Source organism: Brevibacillus migulae (assembly GCF_004521915.1).
Taxonomy (GTDB): Bacteria; Bacillota; Bacilli; order Brevibacillales; family Brevibacillaceae; genus Brevibacillus_F; species Brevibacillus_F migulae.
Map to the genome: position 1 here is coordinate 90,553 of NZ_SDKD01000008.1, position 21,353 is coordinate 111,905.

Sequence of the window (21,353 nt, forward strand, 5' to 3'; positions counted from 1 at the left end):
CAGCCAGATCAAAAAGGAGGAGAGGGAAATGACGTTGACAAAAGAGGAACTGGTCAGCCAGGCAAAACAGCTGACGCTGGAGCAGAAAAATGCAAAGCTTGGGGAACTGCTTCAACAACTCGGGACTGTCCTGATCGCGTTTTCCGGGGGAGTCGACAGCACCTTTTTGTTGGCGAGAGCCGTACAAGAGCTGAGAGAAAACGCGATCGCGGTAACCGCCTCCTCGGAGACGTTTCCGGTCCGTGAATTTGAAGCAGCCAAGCATTTGGCAAAGCGGCTGCAAGCACGCTTTGTCACGACTGAGATCAATGAGCTGGACAATCCGAATTTTGCCTCCAATCCGGTGAATCGCTGCTTCTATTGCAAAGACGGGCTGTATTCCCATTTGGGTGACTTAGCCGAACAAAATCAATGGAATGCGGTGATCTGTGACGGCGCAAACATGGACGATCTGGGCGACTATCGTCCGGGACGTATCGCGGCGGCCCAGCGTGGGGTGCGCAGCTTGCTGCAGGAGGCTGGCTTTTACAAGGATGAGATTCGCCAGCTGTCCAAGGAAATGGGATTGCCGACCTGGAACAAGCCTTCCTTTGCCTGCCTGTCCTCGCGCATCCCGTATGGCACGGAGATTACGCTGGAGAAGATCAATCAGATTGATCAGGCGGAAGGGTACTTGCTTAGTCTTGGCTTGCACCAGATCCGCGTGCGTCACCATGACAATATTGCACGCATTGAGGTAGGCCGTGATGAATTCCCGCTTGTCTTCGCGCACCATGACGAGATCAACCGGACTTTGCGTGACATCGGTTTTCAATATGTGACTCTTGATCTGATGGGCTATCAGACAGGCAGCTTGAATGCTGTCCTCGGGACGGAAGTGAAAGCGCAGCATGGGTAATGTAAAGGAAGTACTGGCAGCTGTTCAGGCGGGCGCGATCAGCTTGGAGGAAGCGGAGGAGCAGCTCACGAGAATCAGTGATCTGGGCTTTGCTTCTCTTGATTTGGAAAGGCAAAAACGAACCGGGTTTCCCGAGGTCATTTTTTCTGCGGGAAAAAGTGTAGACCAATTGATATCCATCTTTCAACGGTTAATGGGACATCAGTCGGTCGTATTGGCGACGCGTGTCTCACAGGAGCAGCGGGAAGGCCTGCTTCAAGCCATTCCCCAGATACACAGTGATCCGGAAGCCGGTATCGCGATCTGGAGTAGAGAGCCGCTCCAGCCGCAGCGCAGCGGCTATGTAGCCATCGTGACAGCCGGGACATCCGACTGGCGGGTCGCCCAGGAAGCCGCTTGGACGGTCCGCTGCTTCGGCAGTGAGGCGAGAGTCATCGCGGATGTGGGAGTGGCGGGTATCCACCGCTTGTTCAATCGTCTGGACGAAATTCGCGGGGCTTGTGCCATCGTATGTGTGGCCGGGATGGAAGGCGCATTGGCCAGCGTGGTGGCAGGACTGGTGGATAAACCGGTGATTGCCGTGCCGACCAGCGTGGGGTATGGTGCGAATTTTGGCGGGATGTCCGCTCTCTTGACGATGCTCAACTCCTGTGCCAATGGAGTAGCGGTCGTCAATATCGACAACGGTTTCGGTGCGGGCTATATGGCGGGCATGATCCATCGGATGGCGCTGCCTGAATAAAAAGAAGAGGGCTGTCCCGTGTAAATGGCGGGACAGCCCTTTAACCGTATTGACGGTATTCCTCAGGTGAAATGCCAACAACCGTACGAAAATCTCTGATGAAATGCGAATGATCATAGTAGCCGAGTTCGATGGAAATATCGAGCCAATCCCGCAAGCCTTCTCGATCGATTCGCTCCGCAGCTTCATGCAATCGGAATCGTTGGATGACCGATTTGGGGCTTACTCCCACATAACGAGCGAACAATCGTTGCAGCGTTCGAATATTCATCCCTGTCCGTTCGACCACGTCCTCTACTTTGAGGATGTCTCGTTGGTCGCGAATCGCGGAGACAATCGATGCGACGATTTCCACATTCGGGTCACGTTCCGGCAGGTGTTCTGTTAAAAAGGCTTCCACGCGTTGTACCATGCGCCCATCAGTCGGTTGATCCAAAATCTCGTCGTGAAGCGGGGGGATTTTGGGGCCGAATACTTCTTCCAACCCAATAGAACCCCCCGTAAGCATGGAGACAGGTGAATTCAGGAATGGATAAAACCCGCCTGGGCGGAATTTAATGCCGAACACATGGCCATGGCCTTGAAGGATGTGGACGGAAGTCGTTTTATTGACACCGTAAATGCGGGAACCGTCTTTTTCGAAAACGAGATTGATGTTGGGATAGGCAATCACCTTACTTGCATAAGGTTCTTGGCCGCGCAAATCCCATCGGACCGTCCAGTAATGCTGCACGAAATATCCAATATCTTGAGAAGGCTGATAGCGATTCAGCGTAAACTTCTGTTCGCTCGTTTGCGGATGAAGGATTCCCTTTGGCAGTTTTCTGCTTGTTTCCAAGCGTTGCGTATCCGCCTTCACGTCCATAAAAGTTCCTCCCTTGTCGCGTTTTTACAATACAACGTTCCATGATTTTCCTATACTAAGCGTAGCAGTGGAATGAGCCAAGCGCAAATTGATTTCGCAAGCTAGGAGGTGCTTTTTTATGGATTTGCATTACGAGGTGTACATCGGGGCAGAACCGGAAGACGTCTGGGAGGTTCTTGTCTCTGATGAAGGTGTTTCCAAGATATTTTACGGCAGTGTGATCCGCTCCACATTCCAGGTAGGGGACGAGCTTACCTATGTAGGGCCGGGCAATGATGGAGATGAGACTGTGCACATATACGGCAAGATTCTGGCGTTTGAGCCGAATCGGGCCTTCAGCTTTTTGGAGCATCCAGGCCCGTCTTACCATGCCAATCATGCCGAGCTGCAGACTCGTGTCACGTTCACCCTTGAGCCTGTAGGGGAATGCACAAAACTGCGTTTGGTCAATGATCAGTGGCCGGCCAATCACCCGAGCTATGAAAACATCAAAAATGGTTGGTCGATGATACTGAGCAACATCAAAACGTATGCGGAAACAGGAAAGACGCTGAACTTCGGCTATTAAAAGAGAAGGGCTGTCCCGTGGTCATGTGCCATGGGCAGCCCTTTTTCATGTCGCAACCATTTTCTATGCCCCTTGACGATTTCGCTCATCTCCATTGCGCAGATCCATGCGCGACTTGATCGGGATGAAGAGATCGATAATCCCGATGACGAGCGACGCAAGCAATGCTCCCAGTATCGTGACATAGAATCCCCTCACGACAAACTGTGTGAAATAGATGACCAGTGCACTTACGAGAAATCCGATGATCCCCCGATTGTAAGGGGATATTTTATCCCCGAATATCGCCTCGACGATCCATCCGATACCTGCGATCACCAAGGCCGCAAGAAAAGCGGTCCAGAAGCTGTTCACCGAAAATCCAGGAACGAGAAAGCCGACAAACATCAATACCACAGCTGCTACGACAAAACGGATGATGTGACGCACGATGGTCATATAAATTCCTCCTTTGCTCGTAGTTGTACTAACATTATTGGCAGTCTCAAAGAATCTATGTGCTGAATTGCGATGTAAAATTTATCATTTCCATCGGTCAATGCTATAATGGAGGGAATAATCACAGAAAAAGAATCGTTCAACATAGCAGAAACGGTCGAAAGCTTGAAGGAGGATCATCGTGGAACAACGGGTATTGAAAACCCTTGAGTATGATAAAATCGTTGCCCTGCTGGTGGAAAAAGCCACGTCCAATGTTGGAAAAGAAAAAGCCCAAGCGCTCTTTCCTTCATCCAACATGGATCAGGTGCGTTTTTCCCAGCAAGCCACCACAGAAGGGGCGACTGTGCTACGTCTAAAAGGAAGCGTACCGCTTGGCGGAATTCGCGATATACGCAGCTCGTCTCAACGCGCTCGTCTCGGGTCGATGTTGGCCCCGATGGAGCTGATGGACATCGCCAGCACCATCTTTGCGGGACGTCGTCTCAAGACCATGCTGCTGGATGTGTGTGAGGAAAATGAACTGCCGATCATCAAAGCGGAAGCAGAGCGGATCGAAGGACTGCGTGAGCTGGAATCCGAAATCAAACGCTGCATCGATGAAAATGGCGACGTACTCGACAGCGCCAGTCCTGAGCTGCGTACAATCCGCCAAGAGATCAGACAATTGGAGTCGCGTATTCGGGAAAAGCTCGATCAGATGGTACGTTCCTCCAGTTATCAGAAGATGCTGATGGAGTCGATCATCACGATTCGCGGCGATCGCTTCGTCATCCCGGTTAAACAAGAGTACCGCCATGTCTTCGGGGGAATTGTTCATGATCAGTCGGCATCCGGTGCTACGCTGTTTATTGAGCCGGAAGCGATTGTCACCATGAACAACAAGCTGCGTGAGTTCCGCTTGAAAGAGGAGCGGGAAGTGGAGAAAATTCTTTATCAGCTCACAGAACGGGTGGCCGAACAGCTTGAGCCGTTGAAGGAAAATGTTGAGGCGCTTGCGGAGCTGGATTTCATTTTTGCCAAAGCGCAGCTGGCCTACAGTATGAAGGCAATCGGTCCGAAGCTCAATGACCGCGGATATATCCGGCTGCGAAAAGGCCGCCATCCGTTGATTTCCCGCGATGTGGTCGTGCCGATTGATGTGGAGCTGGGCGGTGAGTATACCGCGATCGTCGTGACAGGCCCGAATACGGGGGGGAAAACCGTTTCCTTAAAGACGGTCGGGCTGCTTTCCTTGATGACCATGTCAGGGTTGCACATACCGGCTGAGGAAGAAAGCGAGATGACGGTCTTCTCTTCTATTTTCGCGGATATCGGGGATGAACAGTCGATCGAGCAAAGCTTGTCGACATTCTCCAGCCATATGACCAATATCATTCACATCCTGAAATCGATGGACGAGCGCAGCCTTGTGCTGTTTGACGAGCTGGGCGCAGGTACGGACCCGACGGAGGGCGCTGCCTTGGCGATGTCCATCATCGACCATGTGATCGATAAAAAGGCGCGCCTCATCGCGACCACCCACTACAGCGAGCTGAAGGCATACGCCTACGAGCGGCCGGAAGCGATCAATGCGAGTGTGGAATTTGATGTTCAGACGCTTCGTCCGACCTATCGCTTGCTGGTCGGGGTTCCCGGGCGATCCAATGCGTTCGCCATCTCGAGACGGTTGGGCCTGCCAGAGGAAATCATCGAGCGCGCCAAAGGCTCGATCAGCGAGGAAGAGAATCAAGTGGAAATGATGATCGCCTCGTTGGAACGCAACCGGAAAAAGGCCGAGCAGGAACGGCACGATGCGGAAGCGCTGCGCAAGGAATCGGAGGAGCTGCGCAAGCAATTGGAGGAAGAGCGGGCCCGTTTTGCCGAGGAGAAAAACCGCTTGCTGGAAAAAGCGGAGGAAGAAGCGCGCCTCGCCGTCCAATTGGCCAAGGAAGAGGCGGACACCATCATTCGCGAGCTGCGCGGCATGATGAAGGAAGGCATCGATATCAAAGAGCATAAGCTGATTGATGCGAAAAAACGCCTGGGCGAGGCTGTCCTCGAGCTGGAAAAGGAAAAAGTGAAAAAACCGGCAAAAGCCGTGCGCGCGACGCAAATCAAGCCAGGCGATGAAGTGATGGTGACGAGCTTCAATCAGCGCGGGACGGTGCTGGAAAAAACAGGCAGCAAAGAGTTTCTGGTGCAGATCGGCATCATGAAGATGAAAGTCAAGCAGGACGATATGCACGTGGTCAATCCGGTGAAAGCCGAGCCGCAGGTCACTTACACCTCTGTCAAAAGAGCCCGCGGCAATGTCAAAATGGAGCTGGATCTGCGCGGCTTCAAGGTAGAGGATGGCCTGCGCGAAATTGATCAGTATCTGGATGAGGCCTTGCTAGCGGGTCTGCATACCGTCTCCATCATTCACGGACACGGAACCGGGGCGCTGCGCAAGGCCGTGCAGGACTATCTCCGCCATCACCGGCTGGTGAAGTCCCATCGACTAGGGGGACAAGGGGAAGGCGGCGTTGGAGCCACCATTGTCGAGTTAAAGTAGTGCTGACGCCAATTGGCAAAAAGGGGGAGCGTCATTGGCAGATTTATTGCACAATCCATACATTGCGGTCACCGCGTATTACACGGTGACCGGTCTAGCCATGATCTTGTTTCTTACCATCTTTGAGCTGGTCACCCGTTATCGTGTCTGGGATGAATTGAGAAGAGGAAATCTCGCAGTGGCCATGGCAACAGGGGGAAAAATTTTTGGCGTGGCCAACATTTTTCGCTTCTCCATCGAGCAGCACGATAGCATGGGGCAAGCGTTGATCTGGGGATCATTCGGCTACCTGCTGCTGCTGGCAAGCTACTTCATTTTTGAATTCATGACACCAAGCTACAACGTAGATCAGGAAATCGCCCAAGACAATCGGGCAGTCGGATTTATTGCGATGGTCATCTCGGTAGGATTTTCGTACGTCATCGGGGCGAGCTTGTCATTATAAAAAGAAGAGGGGGAGGCCACTTGGAAGCGAAGGAGACTGTCGAGGTGCGTGTCGTCCACGGGGGACAAGAAACCATTCTTCGGGTAGAAAAAGGAGCAAATTTGCTGCTGGCCATGACAAAGGCAAATTTACCCATCGATTTCATGTGTACTACGGGGAAATGCACCACCTGTCGATGTAAAATGTCGATTCCACCGGGCTCCGCCTCTCCCGCCAGTGAAACGGAAGTGTACCGGCTGGGCCAGCAAGCATGCCAAGAAGGCTACCGTCTATCGTGTCAACTGTATGTCCAAGGGCCGCTAACCGTTTACTTATAGAGAAAGCCTTGTTATAATTTCAGTTGTTTACTGCCGGCTTGTCGATTTATATCGGAAATGGAAGAGAGGGGAAGACCACCTTGGAAACCTTGTACAAGGTGCTTATTGCTTTTTGTATCGTCTTTTTTGCAGCAGGAATTCTATATGTGGTCTACTATTTGCCAAAAGTACCGGCAACTCCCGCTCAGCCGCAATCGTCGACCGGAAGCTATTCTGTTGCAGGGGATAGACTAGAATATTGAAAGAGGAGATCCGAATGACACAACCTGTACGTGTCGCAGTCGTAGGTCTTGGCTTTGTTGGATTGCCATTGGCATTAACTTATGCGATGAAAGGGGCATATGTAGTAGGCGTGGATGTAATGCCAAGCCTGATCGACCAGATCAATCGTGCCGAATCGCATCATTTGGAAAGCTATCAAGGAAAATTGTTGAAAGATATTCTCAAAGAGCAATTGGAAGCGGGCCGCTTCCGTGCGACCACTTCCTATGACGAGGCAGCAGAGCAAGTCGATCACTACATCGTAACGGTTGGTTTGCCTGTACATAACGGTGATCCGGATTTGCGTCCGCTGAAAAGCTGTGCGCAGACTCTGGGGAAAGTGCTCAAAAAAGGCGATACAGTAATGATTCGCAGCACCGTTGTACCGGGTACGACGGAAGAAGTCTTGCAGCCGATATTGGAGGAAGCGAGCGGCTTGAAAGCCGGCACCGATTTTTACCTGACCTACTGCTCGGAGCGCATTGCAGAGGGGCGCGCATTTGAAGAATTCATTCACATGCCGCTTGTGCTGGGAGGCGTGAATGAAGCGAGCGCGGAAAAAGGAAAAGAGTTGCTCTCCCATATCAGCGAAACCGAGATCACGATCGCTCCGATCCCCGTCGTAGAGACAGCCAAAGTCATCGAGAACATCCAGCGTGATGTGAACATTGCCATGGTTCAGGAATTTGCCCGCTTTGCTGAAGCGTTTAACATCGATACATTTGAATTGATCAAAGTAGCCAATACGCATACGCGTGTCAATCTGCTGACGCCCGGTCCAGGCGTAGGCGGCTTCTGTCTGCCGAATGCCTTGTATTATTTGCAGCCAAAGGCAAATGAGTTGGGCGTTTCGTTGCGACTTCTGCAGGAGGCTCGCGGGATCAATGACAGCGTGCCATCCGTGATTGTGGACATGCTGGAAGCGGCGCTGCAGAAAGCAGGAAAAACCTTATCCGGCAGCCGTGTAGCAGTACTGGGTCTGGCCATGAAAGACTTTTCCAACGACGACCGCGTGAGCCCGGTGCACCAAGTCATCGAAGTGCTCCTATCGCGAGGCGTCCATGTCGCTTCCTATGACCCCGCTGTTCCGACACGCTATGAGCACAAGGCGGACACGCTGGAGGATGCGGTCAGAGGAGCGGACGCATTGCTGCTTACAGCCGTACAGAAAGAATTTACCGAGCTCGACTGGAACGAGGTTGCCCAACTGATGGGTCGCTCGCCAATCCTGCTTGATACGAAAAACCGCATTCCACGGACGGTTGATAAACAAGTGACCGTGGTACGCATCTAACGTTAGGTACAACATGCAGAAGCTGTCGATTGAATCGGCAGCTTTTTCTGTACACGAGGACGTGAAAACATGAACAAAACCGAGCGAATGCTGGCCATCATATTGGAGCTGCAGAGCAAAGGGACGCAGCGGGCAGAGGATTTAGCCGCGACCTTTGAGACAAGCGTCCGGACCATCTATCGTGACATTCAAGCGCTAAGCGAGGCAGGCGTACCCGTTGCCGGCTTGCCGGGCCAAGGCTACACGTTGATGGAAGGCTATTTTTTGCCGCCCGTCAGTTTTACAGCCGAGGAGGCTGTCGCGGCACTGCTGGGCGCGGATTTTGTCGCAGGGCAGTTTGACGAACAGTACCGAATCCGTGCTGTTGCCGCAAGACGAAAGATCGAAGGGATATTGCCCGAGCCAGTCAAGGTGGAAGCCGAGCGCCTGCGCGCAGGGATGAGACTGTTGACTGCAAAAAAGCATATCATCGGGCAGGAAATGGAGACCCTTGCCCGTTTGCGTTCCGCCATTCTCGAAGAGCGCAGGGTGGGATTTCATTATGAAAAGAGCGGCATGGGCACGGTCACAGAACGGCAAAGTGTTCGTGAGGTCGATCCGTATGGTTTGGTGCTTATCGATGGATCATGGGTGCTGATCGGATATTGCCATTTGCGAAAAGAGATCCGCCATTTTCGCCTGAAGCGGATGAGTGAAGTCGATTTGTTGGCACAAGCAGCCAAAAAGCCCACAGACTTTGATTTGCATGCGTATGCCCCGGTTGATGATCGTCAGCTGGTCGTCAAGGTGTGGGCCGATGCCGAAATCGCCAATGAATTGCGAACATCCCCCCATTTTTATATGGATGAACTGGTCGAGCAGGAAGATGGCTTGCTGGTCACGCTTCGTGTGCGGCAGCCGGAGGAGATCCTGCAATGGCTATTGGGCTGGGGGGCGCATATGAAGGTGTTGGAGCCGGAGTCACTGTGCCAGCGCATGCGGGAAGAACTTGTTGCGATGCTGAATCACTACTGACACACTGCTGTCAGGAGCGGTTTTGTATGATTGCCTTAGATACGTTGAAAGGGGCAATTTCCATGAATACAAAAGAGATATTGACACGTTTTGAAGCACTGGCAGCACAGTATATGCGGGAACTCGATGCATGGGAGATGGAGGAGCTCACAAGAAAGCCAAGGGAAGAAGCGTGGTCGCTGGGGCAGCTATATGTCCATTTGATTCAATCAGCGCTGTTTCTGCACCTGCCGAACGCGGTGGCCTGCTCTCAAAAAGCGCCGGGCACGAAGCTGGGAGGGCAAAAAACAGAGCGGGGAGCTGCCGTCTACACGCTGGGAAGCTTTCCGCCGATCAAGATACACGTCCCACCGTCTGAGCAGTATACGCCCAAACAGCCAGTGAGCAAGGAGCAGCTCCACGAAGGGATCCAGCAGGTGTTAGCGAAAATGAATGAAGTAGAGCCCGCGATGCGGGAAGCCTCATCGGACCATACGCTTACGCACCCTGGCCTTGGCGATTTGCATGCGGTGGAGTGGTTTCGCCTGGTGGAGATGCATTACCGTCATCACTTGCGTCAGCTGGACACCCTGAAGGAGCAGGTGGCTGCTACATAGAAAAAGGTTGACCGGTATCCGAGACTGGCGGAAGGTTCCTTTCTTGCAGCAAGCGGATGTTTTTGCCAATATCAGTGGATTCCCGCAGGCGGATGAAAAAAAGCCCCGTCTGAAAGAGGAATCCAGGCGGCTGGTACACGAGCGTACCGATACCGGTAACTTGCTTATCCTTTTCATGACAGTAAACGGTTTTCTGTTCTTCCGGAAGGGGAGCGAGAGACAATGCGAATTCCCACGCAGCGCCTCTCGCTTTTTCCATGCTGAAATTGATGATGGCTTTCGAGGCAGCAGGACTGACGTGATCGAGCAAACCGATCCAGGGAGAAATCCGATCGATGTCGGTGCGCACCTCGTCCACGAGGGATGATAGAATCCGGTTAATGGCGAGGAAATCATGACGCAAGTCGGCAATCGCTTTGCCGGGGCACGTCTGTGCGCTGGCGATGCCAAGATCCAGATTGATATGGGCGTTCATGCCCAACAGCAAATGCTGGAGTACAAGCAGCCGAGGGTTATCTGCCTGTGTAAAAGCGAGGCGCCAGCTTTCCGAAACCGGCTGGCCATGCATATAGGCTTGCAGCGCGTCCAGATAACGATTGGCGAAAATCACGTCAAGACGCTCCATCCTCGGACCGTTCTCGAAAAATCCGGTGCGTATGCCTTGTTTGACTTGGATGGTAACCAGCCGATACAAGGCCGCAAAATAGCCGAGACGGGATTGATTGCGAATCGACCACTCGATCAGCAGATTCATCTGGTCGATCACTTCATCGATGCTGGCGGCATTGCCCAAAGCAAAGCCGGGTTTGTTTGCAGCGCTCATAGATCAAGCTCCTAACTCTTCTTGACTTTCCTTCCCATTATTTCTCCCGCTATGTTATGCATTTCCGTCACACCGATCCCTGCAAGCATCAAGCAGGCTCCGATCAAGACGCAGGTTGTCAGCGGTTCTCCCCAGATCGCCCAGGAGAACAAAAAAGCAAAAAGCGATTCCAGCGATAAAATCATGGTGACATGAGTAGGCGGCGTATACAGCTGCGCTTTGATCTGTATGACATAAGCGAGCATTGTCCCGATGAGGCATTCAAACAGATACGCAAACCAGCCATAGGGAGTAAGCGGTCCAGGCACCGGTTCCACCATCACGGCGAGTACAGTCGAAATCCCGCCGACCACCAGCAGCTGCACCATGGCAAACAGAAGCGGGTCGATGCTGCGTTCCTTATCATAAATGCGGTCGACCAAGACAGTATGTATGGCAAAGGCGATGGCACAGAAAAATACAAGCAGATCTCCCAAACCAAACCGTGTGAGACTGCCCCCAGATGAAAGCAGACACAGCCCGAGGAAGGCGAGCAGACTGCCGATGATCGGGCCTTTTTGCAAAGGAGTGCGCGACCATAGGAAATAGAGGAACGGGACAAAAATGACCGTAAGCCCCGTAATCATTCCAGCTTTACCCGGTGTCGTCCGCTCGATTCCGAAAATTTGAAAGGTGAACGAAAGAAACAGGAAAAAGCCGGTGTAAAACCCGAGCTTCCACAAAGAACGATCCAGCTTGCGAAGATCCTTGAATCGCCAGATAGCCAGGAGCAGTCCTGCCAGCAGAAATCGAGTTCCTTGAAAATAGAGGGGAGACATCTCGGAAAGCAAATCCTTCGCGAGAACAAAGGTATATCCCCAGCTGATCGCGATGAACAGCAACGAAAAGTCAGCGAGTAGTGTTTGTTTGGTGGTAGGCAATCAGATTCTCTCCTTGCCGCAGTTGCGTTTTCACATATCCAAAAGAATGGTATCATCTAGGAAGAAAGATTTCCATTGGAATTTTCCCAGAAAGCACCAGGCGGATGAAGCAAAGCAGGAGGTCATGCATGTATTATTATGCGAACGAAATGGTGATGTCGAGAGAGAATGCGCGGGCGCTAAAGCCAAGCGAGATCAAGATCCTGGAGCATGTGAGAACATATGAGTTTGCGGATGAATATGAGGAGGAAATGCTTCCAGCCTTCGTAGAGATACGCTGCCAGGAGGACGGCATTACGGTGAAAAAACAGCGCATCGTGGATTTCCCCGAGTATGAAACGGAAAAAGAAGCAACCTTCCAGACGATCGAAGAAGCGACGGACATGTTCCGTCAGTGGATAGGGGAAATCGAATAGATTGGTGAACAATTCCAGATGTTACAAAGTTGACACAAGCGGATGGACTGCCTTAAATGGCAGTCTTTTTTTGGGGTTTTACCTGTGCGGATGAAGTCAGGGATACAGTCGTTCTATTGACAAAAACTGCTTAGAGGGTATAATGATAACTGTTATCAATGAGATTGATAATGAGTATCATTTATGACGAGCATATGAAAGTATGGTAGGCAGCCGCCAATAACCCAAGAGTAAGGAATCGCTATGAAAATATGGTATTTACTGATAGCACTCATACTGTTTTCGATCACGTCGCTCTTTATCGGCGTCAAGGATATTCATCCCCTTGATCTTTTCTCGATGACGGAGGACCAAGCCCAAATCATGCTGATCAGCAGGATTCCGCGCCTGATCAGCATCATTATCGCGGGGGTCAGCATGAGCATCGCCGGTTTGATCATGCAGCAGCTCAGCCGCAACAAATTTGTCTCGCCTACCACGGCAGGCACGATGGATTCGGCGAGGCTGGGCGTCCTGATGGCGATGATCTTGTTCACATCAGCCAGCGCATTGGAAAAGATGATCGTGGCCTTTGCGTTTGCACTGTTGGGAACGTTTATCTTTATGAAAATATTGGAAAAGGTCAAATTCAAAGATGTGATCTTCATTCCGCTCGTCGGCCTCATGTTTGGAAGCATCATCAGCTCGATGACGACGTTTATCGGTTTGAAATATGATCTGATCCAAAGCGCTTCCGCTTGGCTGCAGGGCAATTTTTCCGTCATCATGACCGGGCGCTATGAACTGCTGTATCTCAGCATTCCGTTAGTGTTGATTGCCTACCTGTTTGCCAACAAATTCACGATTGCAGGGATGGGTGAGGATTTTTCACTCAATCTGGGGCTGAATTATCGACGAGTGGTCAATACCGGATTGATCATTGTCGCCCTGGTCTCTTCCGTGGTGATTCTGACGATTGGGACGATTCCCTTCCTGGGGCTGATCATTCCGAATATCGTATCCATCTTCAATGGGGACAATCTGAAAAAGAATCTGCCCCACACCGCGTTGTTGGGAGCCGTGTTTGTCCTGTTCTGTGACATTCTCGGACGCGTCGTGATTTTTCCATACGAGATTCCGATCGGTTTAACTGTCGGAGTATTGGGAAGCGGCATTTTTCTTTACTTGCTCATGAGGAGAAAGGCATATGAATGATAAAGCACGCCTCGGTATACTCGCCATTCTCTCGGCTGCCATCGTCGCCATTTTTCTGTTCGCCAATGTGGAAGGCGACTGGAGCTATGTGCTGGAGAGAAGAAGCATCAAGATCGTAGCCATTGTACTGACGGGCGTGGCGATCGCGTACTCAACCGTGATGTTTCAAACGATTACGAATAACAAAATCCTGACCCCTTCGATCATCGGCCTGGATTCGCTGTACTCGCTGTTTCAAACCTTTATCGTGTTTCTGTTTGGCGCGACGAGCTTGACGACGATGAGCAGGAACGTTCACTTTTTGCTCTCGGTGGGACTCATGGTGATTTTCGCAGCCTTTCTTTTTAAGTTTCTCTTCAAACGAGAAGGCCAAAACATCTATTATCTGCTGCTGGTTGGATTGATTTTCGGCACATTCTTTCAGAGCGTTTCCGGATTCATGGAGGTCCTGATCGATCCGAATGATTTCCAGGCATTGCAGGACAAGATGTTTGCCACGTTCAACAACGTCAACAAGGACATTCTCGTCCTGGCAATCGTCGGCGTGCTGGCAACCATCGGCTATTCGTATCGGCATCTGAAATTCCTGGATGTGCTGTCGCTGGGAAAAGAGCATGCGATCAATCTGGGCATCGAATATGACCATGTGGTAAAACGACTGCTGATCGTGATCGCGGTACTGACCTCTATCGCGACTGCCCTGGTCGGTCCGATTACCTTCCTGGGTCTGCTGGTTGCCAATGTAGCCTATCAAGTGCTGAAAACCTATCAGCATAAATGGCTGATTCTCGGGGCCAGCCTGATCAGCGTCATTGCCCTTGTCGGCGGTCAATTCATTGTGGAGCATGTATTCACATTTTCGACCACGATCAGTGTGATCATCAACTTCGTGGGTGGCGTGTACTTTCTATATCTTCTGTTAAAGGAGAATAAATCATGGTAGAGGTAAGAGGAGTCTCGAAGCAATACGGGAATAAGACAGTCATCGATTCGGTATCCTTGCAAATTGCCAAAGGGAAAATCACGTCGTTCATTGGACCAAATGGAGCGGGGAAAAGTACCTTGCTGTCCATGATCAGCCGATTGCTCACGAAAGACACGGGTGAGATTTATATCGATGGTGTGGAAATCGGCAAGTGCAAAAGCAACGAGCTGGCCAAAAAGATTTCGATTCTGAAGCAATCCAATAACATCAATATTCGCTTGACCATTCGCGAGCTGGTCAGCTTTGGACGTTTCCCTTATTCCCAGGGAAATATGACTAAGGGAGACTGGAAGTATGTCGATGAAGCGATCGCCTACATGGAGCTGGAAGACATTCAGCACAAGTATCTGGACCAGCTGAGCGGCGGGCAAAGGCAGCGCGCCTACATCGCGATGGTGCTAGCGCAGAACACCGAGTATATTCTCTTGGATGAGCCGCTGAACAATCTGGACATGAAGCATTCGGTACAAATCATGAAGGTGCTGCGCAGGCTCGTAGATGAACTGGGCAAGACCATCATTCTCGTGATTCATGACATCAACTTTGCGTCCTGTTATTCCGACTACATCGTCGCACTCAAAGACGGGGCAGTCGTAAAGGAAGGCCATGTCGATGAGATGATCGCTTCCAATGTCCTCAAGGATATTTATGAAATGGATTTCCATATCCAGAATGTGAACAGCAACCGGATTTGTGTGTACTACGCATAAATCCTCCCGCTTTGCTTTTGGTAATAATCCGGTGGTCTTTTAGCTATTTGATTGAGAATAAGATTCAGTATCAAATTGAGCAAGGCCATTGATGTTACATAAAAATACTTTTTAGAGGTGAACGTTGTGAAGAAAAAGTTTCTTATGATTCTCCTGACAGCCATGATCGCCATTTTTGCGGCGGCGTGCGGTTCGAATACTGCAGCACCGACTCAAGCTGAAACGGAAGCGCCAAAGGCAGAAGCTCCAAAAGCAGATGCAGCTCAAGGCAGTGCGGCACAAGAAGAGCTGACCATCAAGCATCAGCTGGGCGAAACAAAAGTGAAAACCAACCCGAAAAATGTAGTTGTGTTTGACTACAGCGTGCTGGAAACATTGGATAAACTCGGTGTCGAAGTAGCTGCAGTACCGCAAGAAAGCCTACCTCCGCATCTGAGCAAGTATAAAGACGCCAAATATACGAACGCGGGAACCTTGTTTGAACCGGATTTTGAGAAATTGAGCGCATTGAAACCGGAACTGATCATCATCTCTGGACGCGCTGCTGAAAAATATGAGGAATTGAGCAAGCTTGGTCCTACCATCCATATGGGGGTGGATACGAAGAAATTCATGGAATCCTTTACCGAAAACGTGACGACGCTCGGTAAAATCTTTGGCAAACAAGCCGAAGCTGAAAAAGAACTGGCTGCCATTAACGATTCCATTGCGAAGCTGAAAGAACAAGTAACCGCTAGCGGGAAAAAGGCGCTGATTATCCTGCAAAATGGCGGCAAAGTGAGCGCATACGGACCAGGTTCCCGTTTTGGTATCCTTCATGACGTATTCGGTTTTGCACCGGTTGATCCTACGATTCAAGTATCGACCCATGGCCAAAGCATTTCCTTTGAATTTGTAGCGGAGAAAAATCCGGATGTATTGTTTGTCGTGGACAGAGATACAGTCGTGAAAGGTAATGGCGCGCAAACCAGCGGAAAAGACGTCATCGAAAACGATCTCGTCAAAGGAACAAACGCCTATAAAAATGGCAAGCTGATCTATTTGAATCCTAGCTTCTGGTACATTTCTGGAAGCGGCTTGATCTCGGTTCCTGAGATGATCAAAGAAGTAGAAGCAGCCATTAAATAAGAGCATCAGTCCCAGGAAGAAACCTCCGTATGGTACGGGGGTTTTATCTATATATGGGATGATATACTATTGAAAAGAGTAAGAAAAAGAAATGCTTGGGGGAGAACGACATGAAAGCTGTCCTGGTTACTGCCTTTGGCGGGCCGCAGAACATGGAAGTCACCGAGATTGATACGCCAGCTATCAAACCGCATCAAGTATTGGTTCGCGTGGTTGCGACAAGTGTAAATTTCGCCGATATCAAGGCTAGATACGGCAAAAAGGGCGGGGGGAAGCTTCCCTTTTTACCTGGATTGGAGGCAGCCGGTGTCGTTGAGCGCGTAGGGGACCAGGTGCAAGGATTGCGGGTCGGGCAACGGGTCATCGCTTTTCCGAGCGATGGGTCTTATGCAGAGTACATCGCCGTGGACGAACAGCTTACCTTTCCCATTCCGGATGAGATCGATTTTGAGCTGGCTGCGGCATGCGGCATCGTCTCCTTTACATCCTATAAGCTGTTGGCAGATGTGGCGAGGCTGGAGCAGGGGGAGACCGTCTTGATCCATGCAGCGGCAGGGGGAATCGGTACCACTGCGATCCAGCTGGCCAAGCTGCTGGGAGCTGGAACCGTCATTGGCACGGTGGGCAGTGAAAACAAGATCGCCATCGCCAAGGAGGCGGGTGCGGATCGCGTCATTTGTCATGCCAAAGAAGATTTTGCCGAAAAGGTCATGGAGCTCACAGAAGGGGAAGGGGCCAATGTAATTCTTGACTCTATTTCCGGACAGGTGTCTGAAAAAAGTATCGAATGCCTCGCCCCGTACGGCCGTTTGGTTCATTTTGGCAATGCGAGTGGGGAAGTGGGGACTTTCAAGACGATTGACCTGCATGCAAGCTGTCGATCCGTTCTAGGCTTCAGTTTCGGCACGACTCGCAGCAAGCGTCCGCACTTGCTGCAAGCGATTGCGGAACGCGTGCTGCCCTATTTAGCGGATGGGCGACTGCGCATTATGATTGGCAAACGTTATGGATTGGAAGAGGCAGCACTCGCCCATGAGTGGGTGGAAAGCCGGCAAAGCACTGGGAAAGTGATCCTGCAGGTACAATCGTAACGACCAGAGGCTAGGCTCGTCTTGCTGAGAATAGGTAAGCGGGTGGTTGCCTCGTGATCAGATGGAGCAGTTGCATTCATTGTCCCAGCTGCAGAGCAGCGGCTTTTCGCTTTTTGTGATAGAAAACAGCGATGCTTGAATAGATCGCAGCCAATAAATCATAAGTAAATCCGGCATACGCCCATTCCTTTATGCGCGGGAAGCCTGGAATCAGGATCGCGATAGCCCCTAGCAATTTTGCTACGCCAATAAAGGGGAGGAAATAGGCTGGATAGCCTAAATGCTCGGTGATCATGGTTACCGCATCGGGTACCATCAAGATATCCGGAATCGCTCCCATCCCCATGAGGACGGCCATCAGCCCGGTAAACACCCAGTAGGCGATATTTGTTCTTTTCATTGTAGATCTACTCCTCTCGATATAAGTTCGCCTTTGATTATAAGGTGGATCGCATCGCTGCATTTCTTATCGATTGCGATTCTTCTCCTTTCAGCCAACAAAAAAGGCTTTCCTTTGAATCATCCATCGAAAAAAGGAGCAGTTTGCCTAGGGCAGCTGCTCCTTTTTTGGTAGTTCCTTCTTTAAAGGCTAATCTTGTTATTACGGATTCCTCTCTAACAACATACCCCCAGTGTGGTAGAGAACATGACAAAAACGGCTATGCAACATGACGGTTTTTCTGTCTGTTCCTATTTGCCTTGAGGAATAATGAACAATTCCGATTGCTTTGTGCATTAATCAAGATACCTTCCAGCAAGTAGTGTTTAATCATCTGAATACCAATGGGGAATTTCATGGAGGCGTATGTACTTTCATGCCAGAAAAACGGATTGATTCGAGCTATAAGTTGCTAGGAATATGGATCGACTCTGATAAATATCCATTAGGAGATGAATTGACTCTTGAAGAGAGAAAGAGCCATGAAAGAGAAGGCTATTATCCAAAAATGGAGCTGCTTGCGCGGTAGAAAAGAACAAGTGAAGAGATTGAATGTAAGCAATTTGCATGGGATCACATGAGCGGGATTTCAATAACGACAACAGGCAAAGGCAGCTGAGACAAGTTCATCAGCTGCCTTTTTCACACTTCCGTTCAGGTAGATTGACCCGTGATTGGGCGGATACAACCCACCGTTCCGAAACCGACCAGGTTCAGAAATCAAAATACGATGCGACTGCAAGCGCCGATCGATTGGTCGTAGAACGGGTTGCTGCCATCGCAGAAAAGCGTGGTGTTTCCCGTGTTCATATCGCACTTGCTTGGTTACTGCAGAAAGAATCGGTAACTGCTCCCATTATCGGTGCTACGAAAATGTCCCATCTGGAAGATGCGGCAGCTGCACTGTCGATCACGTTAACACCAGAAGAAATGGCTATGTTGGAAGAGCCGTACGTTCCGCATCCGGTCGTTGGAGCTCTGTAATTGTATGGCAATGCTGCGAATAGCAGAGTGACTGGGATATCCTTGCATCATTAGCGGGATCGCCCGGAAGACTTATGATAACGGATTCGACAGTTCTACAGCATCATGAAAAAGGGAGCCGCCACAAGTTGAGCGACTCCCTTCTTCCATTCAACCATCTATTTTTTATCTATGCTATGCTTACGCCTTACCTGATCGTCAGAAGCGGGGAGGTTTTCTCAATCACTTGCCAATCCATGCCCCTTGCCCGCAATCGTTCCAGAAAGCTCATCGGTTCAATCAGCTCGGGCGGGATGCAGCCGGTAGTGGTCAAGAGACCTTCCGCGATCAAATCAACAGCGACAACAGGCGGGATTCCGGTTTGCCAAATGGTGGCCTGGAACTCCGTTTTGTAGAAGACTTCGTCATGATTGGCCATGGTATAGACGTAAAGTTCTTTTCGTTTGTTATCCTTTTTGCCTTTGACAAGCGCACCCACGCACGAGTAGCCGTGAATTTTTCCGGCCAGGTCAGCCGGTTTGGGCATGGTCGTGACGACCACATCCCGAGGCGCCACTTTGATTCCCTTCACTTCGATCTCTTCATCGCTGTCCAGCCCCAGATAGCTGAGTACCTGAAGCGTGTTGACAAAGTCGGGATGCAAGGCATACTTGAAGTCTACATATTTGCAGCCTTTTGCCCGGCCGATGGTTTCCCCGAGCGTCGTGGCTTCTTCATGCTCGACGTTGTAGCAATCCAGCCAGCCGATCGGTTCTGGAAACTCAAATTCTTCCTTATTGGCAAAAGGGGTCGGAAACAGCTGCTCGCCTTTATCGGGCGTCCAGTAGTTCGGTTTGGCCAGACATTCCTGAATGGCGGTCTGTGGGCTAAAATACGAGCAAAATCCGTCGTAATCAGCGACTGAATTATCACCATCGCGGATCAAAATGGCATCGACTTCATCCAATTGATCCACGGCATAGCGGGCAGCAATGTTGGAGAAGCCGGGGTCGCAGCCAAGCCCCATGATGCCGATAATGCCGGCTGCGCGAAACTTGTCGTTCCAGGCGAGCTGCTTGCGGAGCCAGACGGGCCCGCTGGAAGCTGTATCAATATAATGCGTTTTTGTATTGAGGCAGGCTTTCATGACTTCAAAATTGTTTTCCGGCAAGCCGATATGCAGCAGCACATCGACGCCGTCCAGGATCGATTGCACGCTGGATACATCCCGTGCATCCACACGTTTGACCTCGATCTCCACATCGGTTTCCCTGCGCAAATCGGCAGCAAGCTCCTCGGCAGGGTCTATGGAAATATCCGCTAAAATCAACTTTTCCAAATAATCACTTTTGACAAGCTCGCAGGCACTCACCTGGCCTACGCCGCCAACTCCTAATATCGCGACTCTCATAGAGTCCTCCTCTCCGTGTGTAACACTATCTTCGTATTCGTAACAACCACATGCGATCATGCGCTTCCCAACATGTTTTTGGTACATGCACAGCGAACATGTCAGGTCGATACGCACGGAACAGGGTCGCTGTGCCCGTGTTTGCTCCTGTCCGTGGTACAGCCTGTTCGAGGATGTCGATCGGTTCACGAGGTTTCATTAAAGGGTCTCCTTCCGATTGGGAAATGGGCCGCTGAAATGGTCAGCGACGGTCAAGCGACTAGGGAAGCTACAAATCATGCAGCGTGGGAATGCTCCTCACCTCCTTGTAAGAAAGATGTATGATCGAATGCGGAAAACATGTAAGCAAAGAAGGGATGGTTGGAAATAGGGACAAAAAAAGGGGCCGCTTGCATGCAGGCCCCCGCTTAGAAGTGTGGTCGATGAAGTTGAATAGAGGAGGAAAATCCAATTTAGAAAAATTGCACTGTATCGGCCAGGTTTAACATGGCACGCATCGTTTTGTACATCTCATACTGGTCTTGCACCTTGCAGGAGACCTCAGTGGTGCCTTTGCGGTATTCCATGCCTGGAATGATCGAGACCATTTCGGCTTGACCGGTATGTGCGAATTCGATCGTCAATTCAATGGGCAATGTCGCCAGAGTAGGTTTGATTCGTTTGGCAAGATCCAAGGCAATCTTGGTTTCTTCTTGTAAAACGGCCGCGCTTTGGGCAGGGCTCAGACAGTGGGCTGAGGTTCGGGATACGGCTGTTTTGAGCACCGCCGTACGAATTTCCGGAATCAGTGCCTTTGCCTCCAAAGCGGTCTGGTCATCGCCGGAAACGAGGCAGACCGGGACTCCCGTCAGTCCTGCATAAATGGCGTTAAAACCAAATTCGCCCACCACTTGACCATTGATGTACATGTTTTTGATCACGCCGGACATCGTGTGGCTGAGCACTCCGGGTACGCCATGACGCGTGTGATAGCCCAAGAAGAAGGCTGCATCAAACGTGTTGTCCAATCCCTGCATCATGGAAAAATCGCGAGGGGAGCCGCACAGCAGGGTTGCTTTTGGATGTAGCTCCTCGATCAGGAGATTGTTCATTTTATGATGGCTGTCCGCGACGACAACATCGGTTGCGCCGTGTGCAAATGCCGCTTCGATGACGGCATTCACGTCGCCGGTCATCAAGCGGCGGCCGCGTTCATAGTTGTTATCCCCAGGGTTGCAATAGCTTGGATCAATGATTCCAGTGGAACCTTCCATATCCGCGGAAATAAATAGCTTCATACGATTCTCCCTTTCCCGAGCC

The 21,353-nt window shown here is 50.8% G+C and carries 22 protein-coding genes and 1 pseudogene; 16 read left to right on the forward strand and 7 right to left on the reverse strand.

The annotated features are described in order from the left end of the window. The first annotated feature begins 28 nt into the window (after positions 1-28). Both larE and larB read left to right on the forward strand, forming a co-directional pair. Positions 29-898, forward strand: a complete 870-nt coding sequence (larE, locus tag EIZ37_RS11215) for an ATP-dependent sacrificial sulfur transferase LarE (RefSeq protein ID WP_134684697.1) — start codon at positions 29-31, stop codon at positions 896-898. After that, positions 891-1,640 (forward strand): nickel pincer cofactor biosynthesis protein LarB, encoded by a 750-nt coding sequence (larB, locus tag EIZ37_RS11220; protein WP_134684698.1) that lies wholly within the window; start codon positions 891-893, stop codon positions 1,638-1,640. Before larE ends, larB begins: the two co-directional genes overlap by 8 nt. A 40-nt stretch (positions 1,641-1,680) precedes the next feature. On the opposite strand, the gene EIZ37_RS11225 is transcribed toward larB, so the two are convergent. Then, positions 1,681-2,505, reverse strand: a complete 825-nt coding sequence (locus EIZ37_RS11225; RefSeq protein ID WP_134684699.1) for a helix-turn-helix domain-containing protein — start codon at positions 2,503-2,505, stop codon at positions 1,681-1,683. Between the two features lie 118 nt (positions 2,506-2,623). Between EIZ37_RS11225 and EIZ37_RS11230 the strand changes: the two genes are divergently transcribed. Continuing rightward, positions 2,624-3,073 carry an SRPBCC family protein gene (locus EIZ37_RS11230; protein WP_134684700.1) on the forward strand — a complete coding sequence of 150 codons (450 nt, stop codon included), beginning with the start codon at positions 2,624-2,626 and terminating at the stop codon, positions 3,071-3,073. 63 nt (positions 3,074-3,136) lie between these two features. Here EIZ37_RS11230 and EIZ37_RS11235 read toward each other — a convergent pair whose 3' ends face one another. Next, positions 3,137-3,511: a phage holin family protein gene (locus EIZ37_RS11235; protein ID WP_134684701.1), complete on the reverse strand. Its 375-nt coding sequence runs from the start codon at positions 3,509-3,511 to the stop codon at positions 3,137-3,139. Positions 3,512-3,692: 181 nt separating this feature from the next. Here EIZ37_RS11235 and EIZ37_RS11240 point away from each other — a divergent pair, with 181 nt between their 5' ends. The 6 genes from EIZ37_RS11240 (at position 3,693) to EIZ37_RS11265 (ending at position 9,974) form a co-directional block, all read left to right on the forward strand. Then, a complete protein-coding gene (locus EIZ37_RS11240; protein ID WP_134684702.1) occupies positions 3,693-6,047 on the forward strand; it encodes an endonuclease MutS2 in 2,355 nt (784 codons plus the stop codon). A 34-nt stretch (positions 6,048-6,081) separates the two neighbouring features. Continuing rightward, the gene (locus tag EIZ37_RS11245) at positions 6,082-6,492 is read left to right on the forward strand and encodes a DUF350 domain-containing protein (protein WP_134684703.1); all 411 of its coding nucleotides are present in this window, start codon (positions 6,082-6,084) and stop codon (positions 6,490-6,492) included. A gap of 20 nt (positions 6,493-6,512) precedes the next feature. After that, complete coding sequence (locus EIZ37_RS11250) at positions 6,513-6,809, forward strand: 2Fe-2S iron-sulfur cluster-binding protein (RefSeq protein ID WP_134684704.1); 297 nt, start codon at positions 6,513-6,515, stop codon at positions 6,807-6,809. A 256-nt stretch (positions 6,810-7,065) separates the two neighbouring features. Next, positions 7,066-8,364 (forward strand): nucleotide sugar dehydrogenase, encoded by a 1,299-nt coding sequence (locus tag EIZ37_RS11255; RefSeq protein ID WP_134684705.1) that lies wholly within the window; start codon positions 7,066-7,068, stop codon positions 8,362-8,364. A 69-nt stretch (positions 8,365-8,433) separates the two neighbouring features. Next, positions 8,434-9,378: a helix-turn-helix transcriptional regulator gene (locus EIZ37_RS11260; protein WP_134684706.1), complete on the forward strand. Its 945-nt coding sequence runs from the start codon at positions 8,434-8,436 to the stop codon at positions 9,376-9,378. A gap of 26 nt (positions 9,379-9,404) precedes the next feature. Continuing rightward, the gene (locus EIZ37_RS11265) at positions 9,405-9,974 is read left to right on the forward strand and encodes a DinB family protein (RefSeq protein ID WP_235827966.1); all 570 of its coding nucleotides are present in this window, start codon (positions 9,405-9,407) and stop codon (positions 9,972-9,974) included. Here EIZ37_RS11265 and EIZ37_RS11270 read toward each other — a convergent pair. Together EIZ37_RS11270 and EIZ37_RS11275 are read right to left on the reverse strand one after the other, a co-directional pair. Then, positions 9,967-10,797, reverse strand: coding sequence for a DUF5995 family protein (locus tag EIZ37_RS11270; protein WP_134684707.1), 831 nt, complete (start codon positions 10,795-10,797; stop codon positions 9,967-9,969). The two genes, EIZ37_RS11265 and EIZ37_RS11270, sit on opposite strands and share 8 nt — an antisense overlap. Before the next feature lie 11 nt (positions 10,798-10,808). Then, a complete protein-coding gene (locus tag EIZ37_RS11275; RefSeq protein WP_134684708.1) occupies positions 10,809-11,717 on the reverse strand; it encodes a DMT family transporter in 909 nt (302 codons plus the stop codon). Positions 11,718-11,845: 128 nt separating this feature from the next. On the opposite strand from EIZ37_RS11275, the gene EIZ37_RS11280 reads away from it, so the two are divergent. The 6 genes from EIZ37_RS11280 to EIZ37_RS11305 all read left to right on the forward strand — a co-directional run bounded on the left by EIZ37_RS11280 (position 11,846) and on the right by EIZ37_RS11305 (position 17,241). After that, on the forward strand, positions 11,846-12,133 hold the full coding sequence (locus EIZ37_RS11280; RefSeq protein WP_134684709.1) for a hypothetical protein: 288 nt from the start codon (positions 11,846-11,848) through the stop codon (positions 12,131-12,133). Positions 12,134-12,376: 243 nt separating this feature from the next. After that, a complete protein-coding gene (locus tag EIZ37_RS11285) occupies positions 12,377-13,327 on the forward strand; it encodes an ABC transporter permease (protein ID WP_134684710.1) in 951 nt (316 codons plus the stop codon). After that, entirely contained in the window at positions 13,320-14,270 is a 951-nt protein-coding gene (locus EIZ37_RS11290; protein ID WP_134684711.1) for an iron chelate uptake ABC transporter family permease subunit, read from the forward strand. The genes EIZ37_RS11285 and EIZ37_RS11290 overlap by 8 nt, the downstream gene beginning before the upstream one ends. Beyond that, positions 14,264-15,022, forward strand: a complete 759-nt coding sequence (locus EIZ37_RS11295; protein WP_134684712.1) for an iron ABC transporter ATP-binding protein — start codon at positions 14,264-14,266, stop codon at positions 15,020-15,022. The genes EIZ37_RS11290 and EIZ37_RS11295 overlap by 7 nt, the downstream gene beginning before the upstream one ends. Before the next feature lie 126 nt (positions 15,023-15,148). Continuing rightward, positions 15,149-16,150, forward strand: coding sequence for a siderophore ABC transporter substrate-binding protein (locus EIZ37_RS11300; RefSeq protein ID WP_134684713.1), 1,002 nt, complete (start codon positions 15,149-15,151; stop codon positions 16,148-16,150). 110 nt (positions 16,151-16,260) lie between these two features. Next, the gene (locus EIZ37_RS11305) at positions 16,261-17,241 is read left to right on the forward strand and encodes a quinone oxidoreductase family protein (protein ID WP_134684714.1); all 981 of its coding nucleotides are present in this window, start codon (positions 16,261-16,263) and stop codon (positions 17,239-17,241) included. 76 nt (positions 17,242-17,317) lie between these two features. On the opposite strand, the gene EIZ37_RS11310 is transcribed toward EIZ37_RS11305, so the two are convergent. Next, entirely contained in the window at positions 17,318-17,641 is a 324-nt protein-coding gene (locus EIZ37_RS11310) for a DoxX family protein (RefSeq protein WP_134684715.1), read from the reverse strand. Between the two features lie 675 nt (positions 17,642-18,316). Here EIZ37_RS11310 and EIZ37_RS11315 point away from each other — a divergent pair. Further along, positions 18,317-18,664: pseudogene (locus EIZ37_RS11315) on the forward strand (aldo/keto reductase); the annotation flags it as partial. 187 nt (positions 18,665-18,851) lie between these two features. On the opposite strand, the gene EIZ37_RS11320 reads toward EIZ37_RS11315, so the two are convergent. Both EIZ37_RS11320 and EIZ37_RS11325 read right to left on the reverse strand, forming a co-directional pair. Next, positions 18,852-20,054, reverse strand: coding sequence for a saccharopine dehydrogenase family protein (locus tag EIZ37_RS11320; protein ID WP_134684716.1), 1,203 nt, complete (start codon positions 20,052-20,054; stop codon positions 18,852-18,854). 452 nt (positions 20,055-20,506) lie between these two features. Beyond that, the gene (locus EIZ37_RS11325; RefSeq protein WP_134684717.1) at positions 20,507-21,331 is read right to left on the reverse strand and encodes a M55 family metallopeptidase; all 825 of its coding nucleotides are present in this window, start codon (positions 21,329-21,331) and stop codon (positions 20,507-20,509) included. Between the last annotated feature and the right edge of the window lie 22 nt (positions 21,332-21,353).

Excerpts from the sequence above, each read along its gene's own strand:
- larE (WP_134684697.1), top strand. The coding sequence starts at position 29 with ATGACGTTGACAAAAGAGGAACTGGTCAGCCAGGCAAAACAGCTGACG.
- larB (WP_134684698.1), top strand. The coding sequence starts at position 891 with ATGGGTAATGTAAAGGAAGTACTGGCAGCTGTTCAGGCGGGCGCGATC.
- EIZ37_RS11225 (WP_134684699.1), bottom strand. The coding sequence starts at position 2,505 with ATGGACGTGAAGGCGGATACGCAACGCTTGGAAACAAGCAGAAAACTG.
- EIZ37_RS11230 (WP_134684700.1), top strand. The coding sequence starts at position 2,624 with ATGGATTTGCATTACGAGGTGTACATCGGGGCAGAACCGGAAGACGTC.
- EIZ37_RS11235 (WP_134684701.1), bottom strand. The coding sequence starts at position 3,511 with ATGACCATCGTGCGTCACATCATCCGTTTTGTCGTAGCAGCTGTGGTA.
- EIZ37_RS11255 (WP_134684705.1), top strand. The coding sequence starts at position 7,066 with ATGACACAACCTGTACGTGTCGCAGTCGTAGGTCTTGGCTTTGTTGGA.
- EIZ37_RS11260 (WP_134684706.1), top strand. The coding sequence starts at position 8,434 with ATGAACAAAACCGAGCGAATGCTGGCCATCATATTGGAGCTGCAGAGC.
- EIZ37_RS11265 (WP_235827966.1), top strand. The coding sequence starts at position 9,405 with ATGATTGCCTTAGATACGTTGAAAGGGGCAATTTCCATGAATACAAAA.
- EIZ37_RS11270 (WP_134684707.1), bottom strand. The coding sequence starts at position 10,797 with ATGAGCGCTGCAAACAAACCCGGCTTTGCTTTGGGCAATGCCGCCAGC.
- EIZ37_RS11280 (WP_134684709.1), top strand. The coding sequence starts at position 11,846 with ATGTATTATTATGCGAACGAAATGGTGATGTCGAGAGAGAATGCGCGG.
- EIZ37_RS11285 (WP_134684710.1), top strand. The coding sequence starts at position 12,377 with ATGAAAATATGGTATTTACTGATAGCACTCATACTGTTTTCGATCACG.
- EIZ37_RS11290 (WP_134684711.1), top strand. The coding sequence starts at position 13,320 with ATGAATGATAAAGCACGCCTCGGTATACTCGCCATTCTCTCGGCTGCC.
- EIZ37_RS11295 (WP_134684712.1), top strand. The coding sequence starts at position 14,264 with ATGGTAGAGGTAAGAGGAGTCTCGAAGCAATACGGGAATAAGACAGTC.
- EIZ37_RS11305 (WP_134684714.1), top strand. The coding sequence starts at position 16,261 with ATGAAAGCTGTCCTGGTTACTGCCTTTGGCGGGCCGCAGAACATGGAA.
- EIZ37_RS11310 (WP_134684715.1), bottom strand. The coding sequence starts at position 17,641 with ATGAAAAGAACAAATATCGCCTACTGGGTGTTTACCGGGCTGATGGCC.
- EIZ37_RS11320 (WP_134684716.1), bottom strand. The coding sequence starts at position 20,054 with ATGAGAGTCGCGATATTAGGAGTTGGCGGCGTAGGCCAGGTGAGTGCC.
- EIZ37_RS11325 (WP_134684717.1), bottom strand. The coding sequence starts at position 21,331 with ATGAAGCTATTTATTTCCGCGGATATGGAAGGTTCCACTGGAATCATT.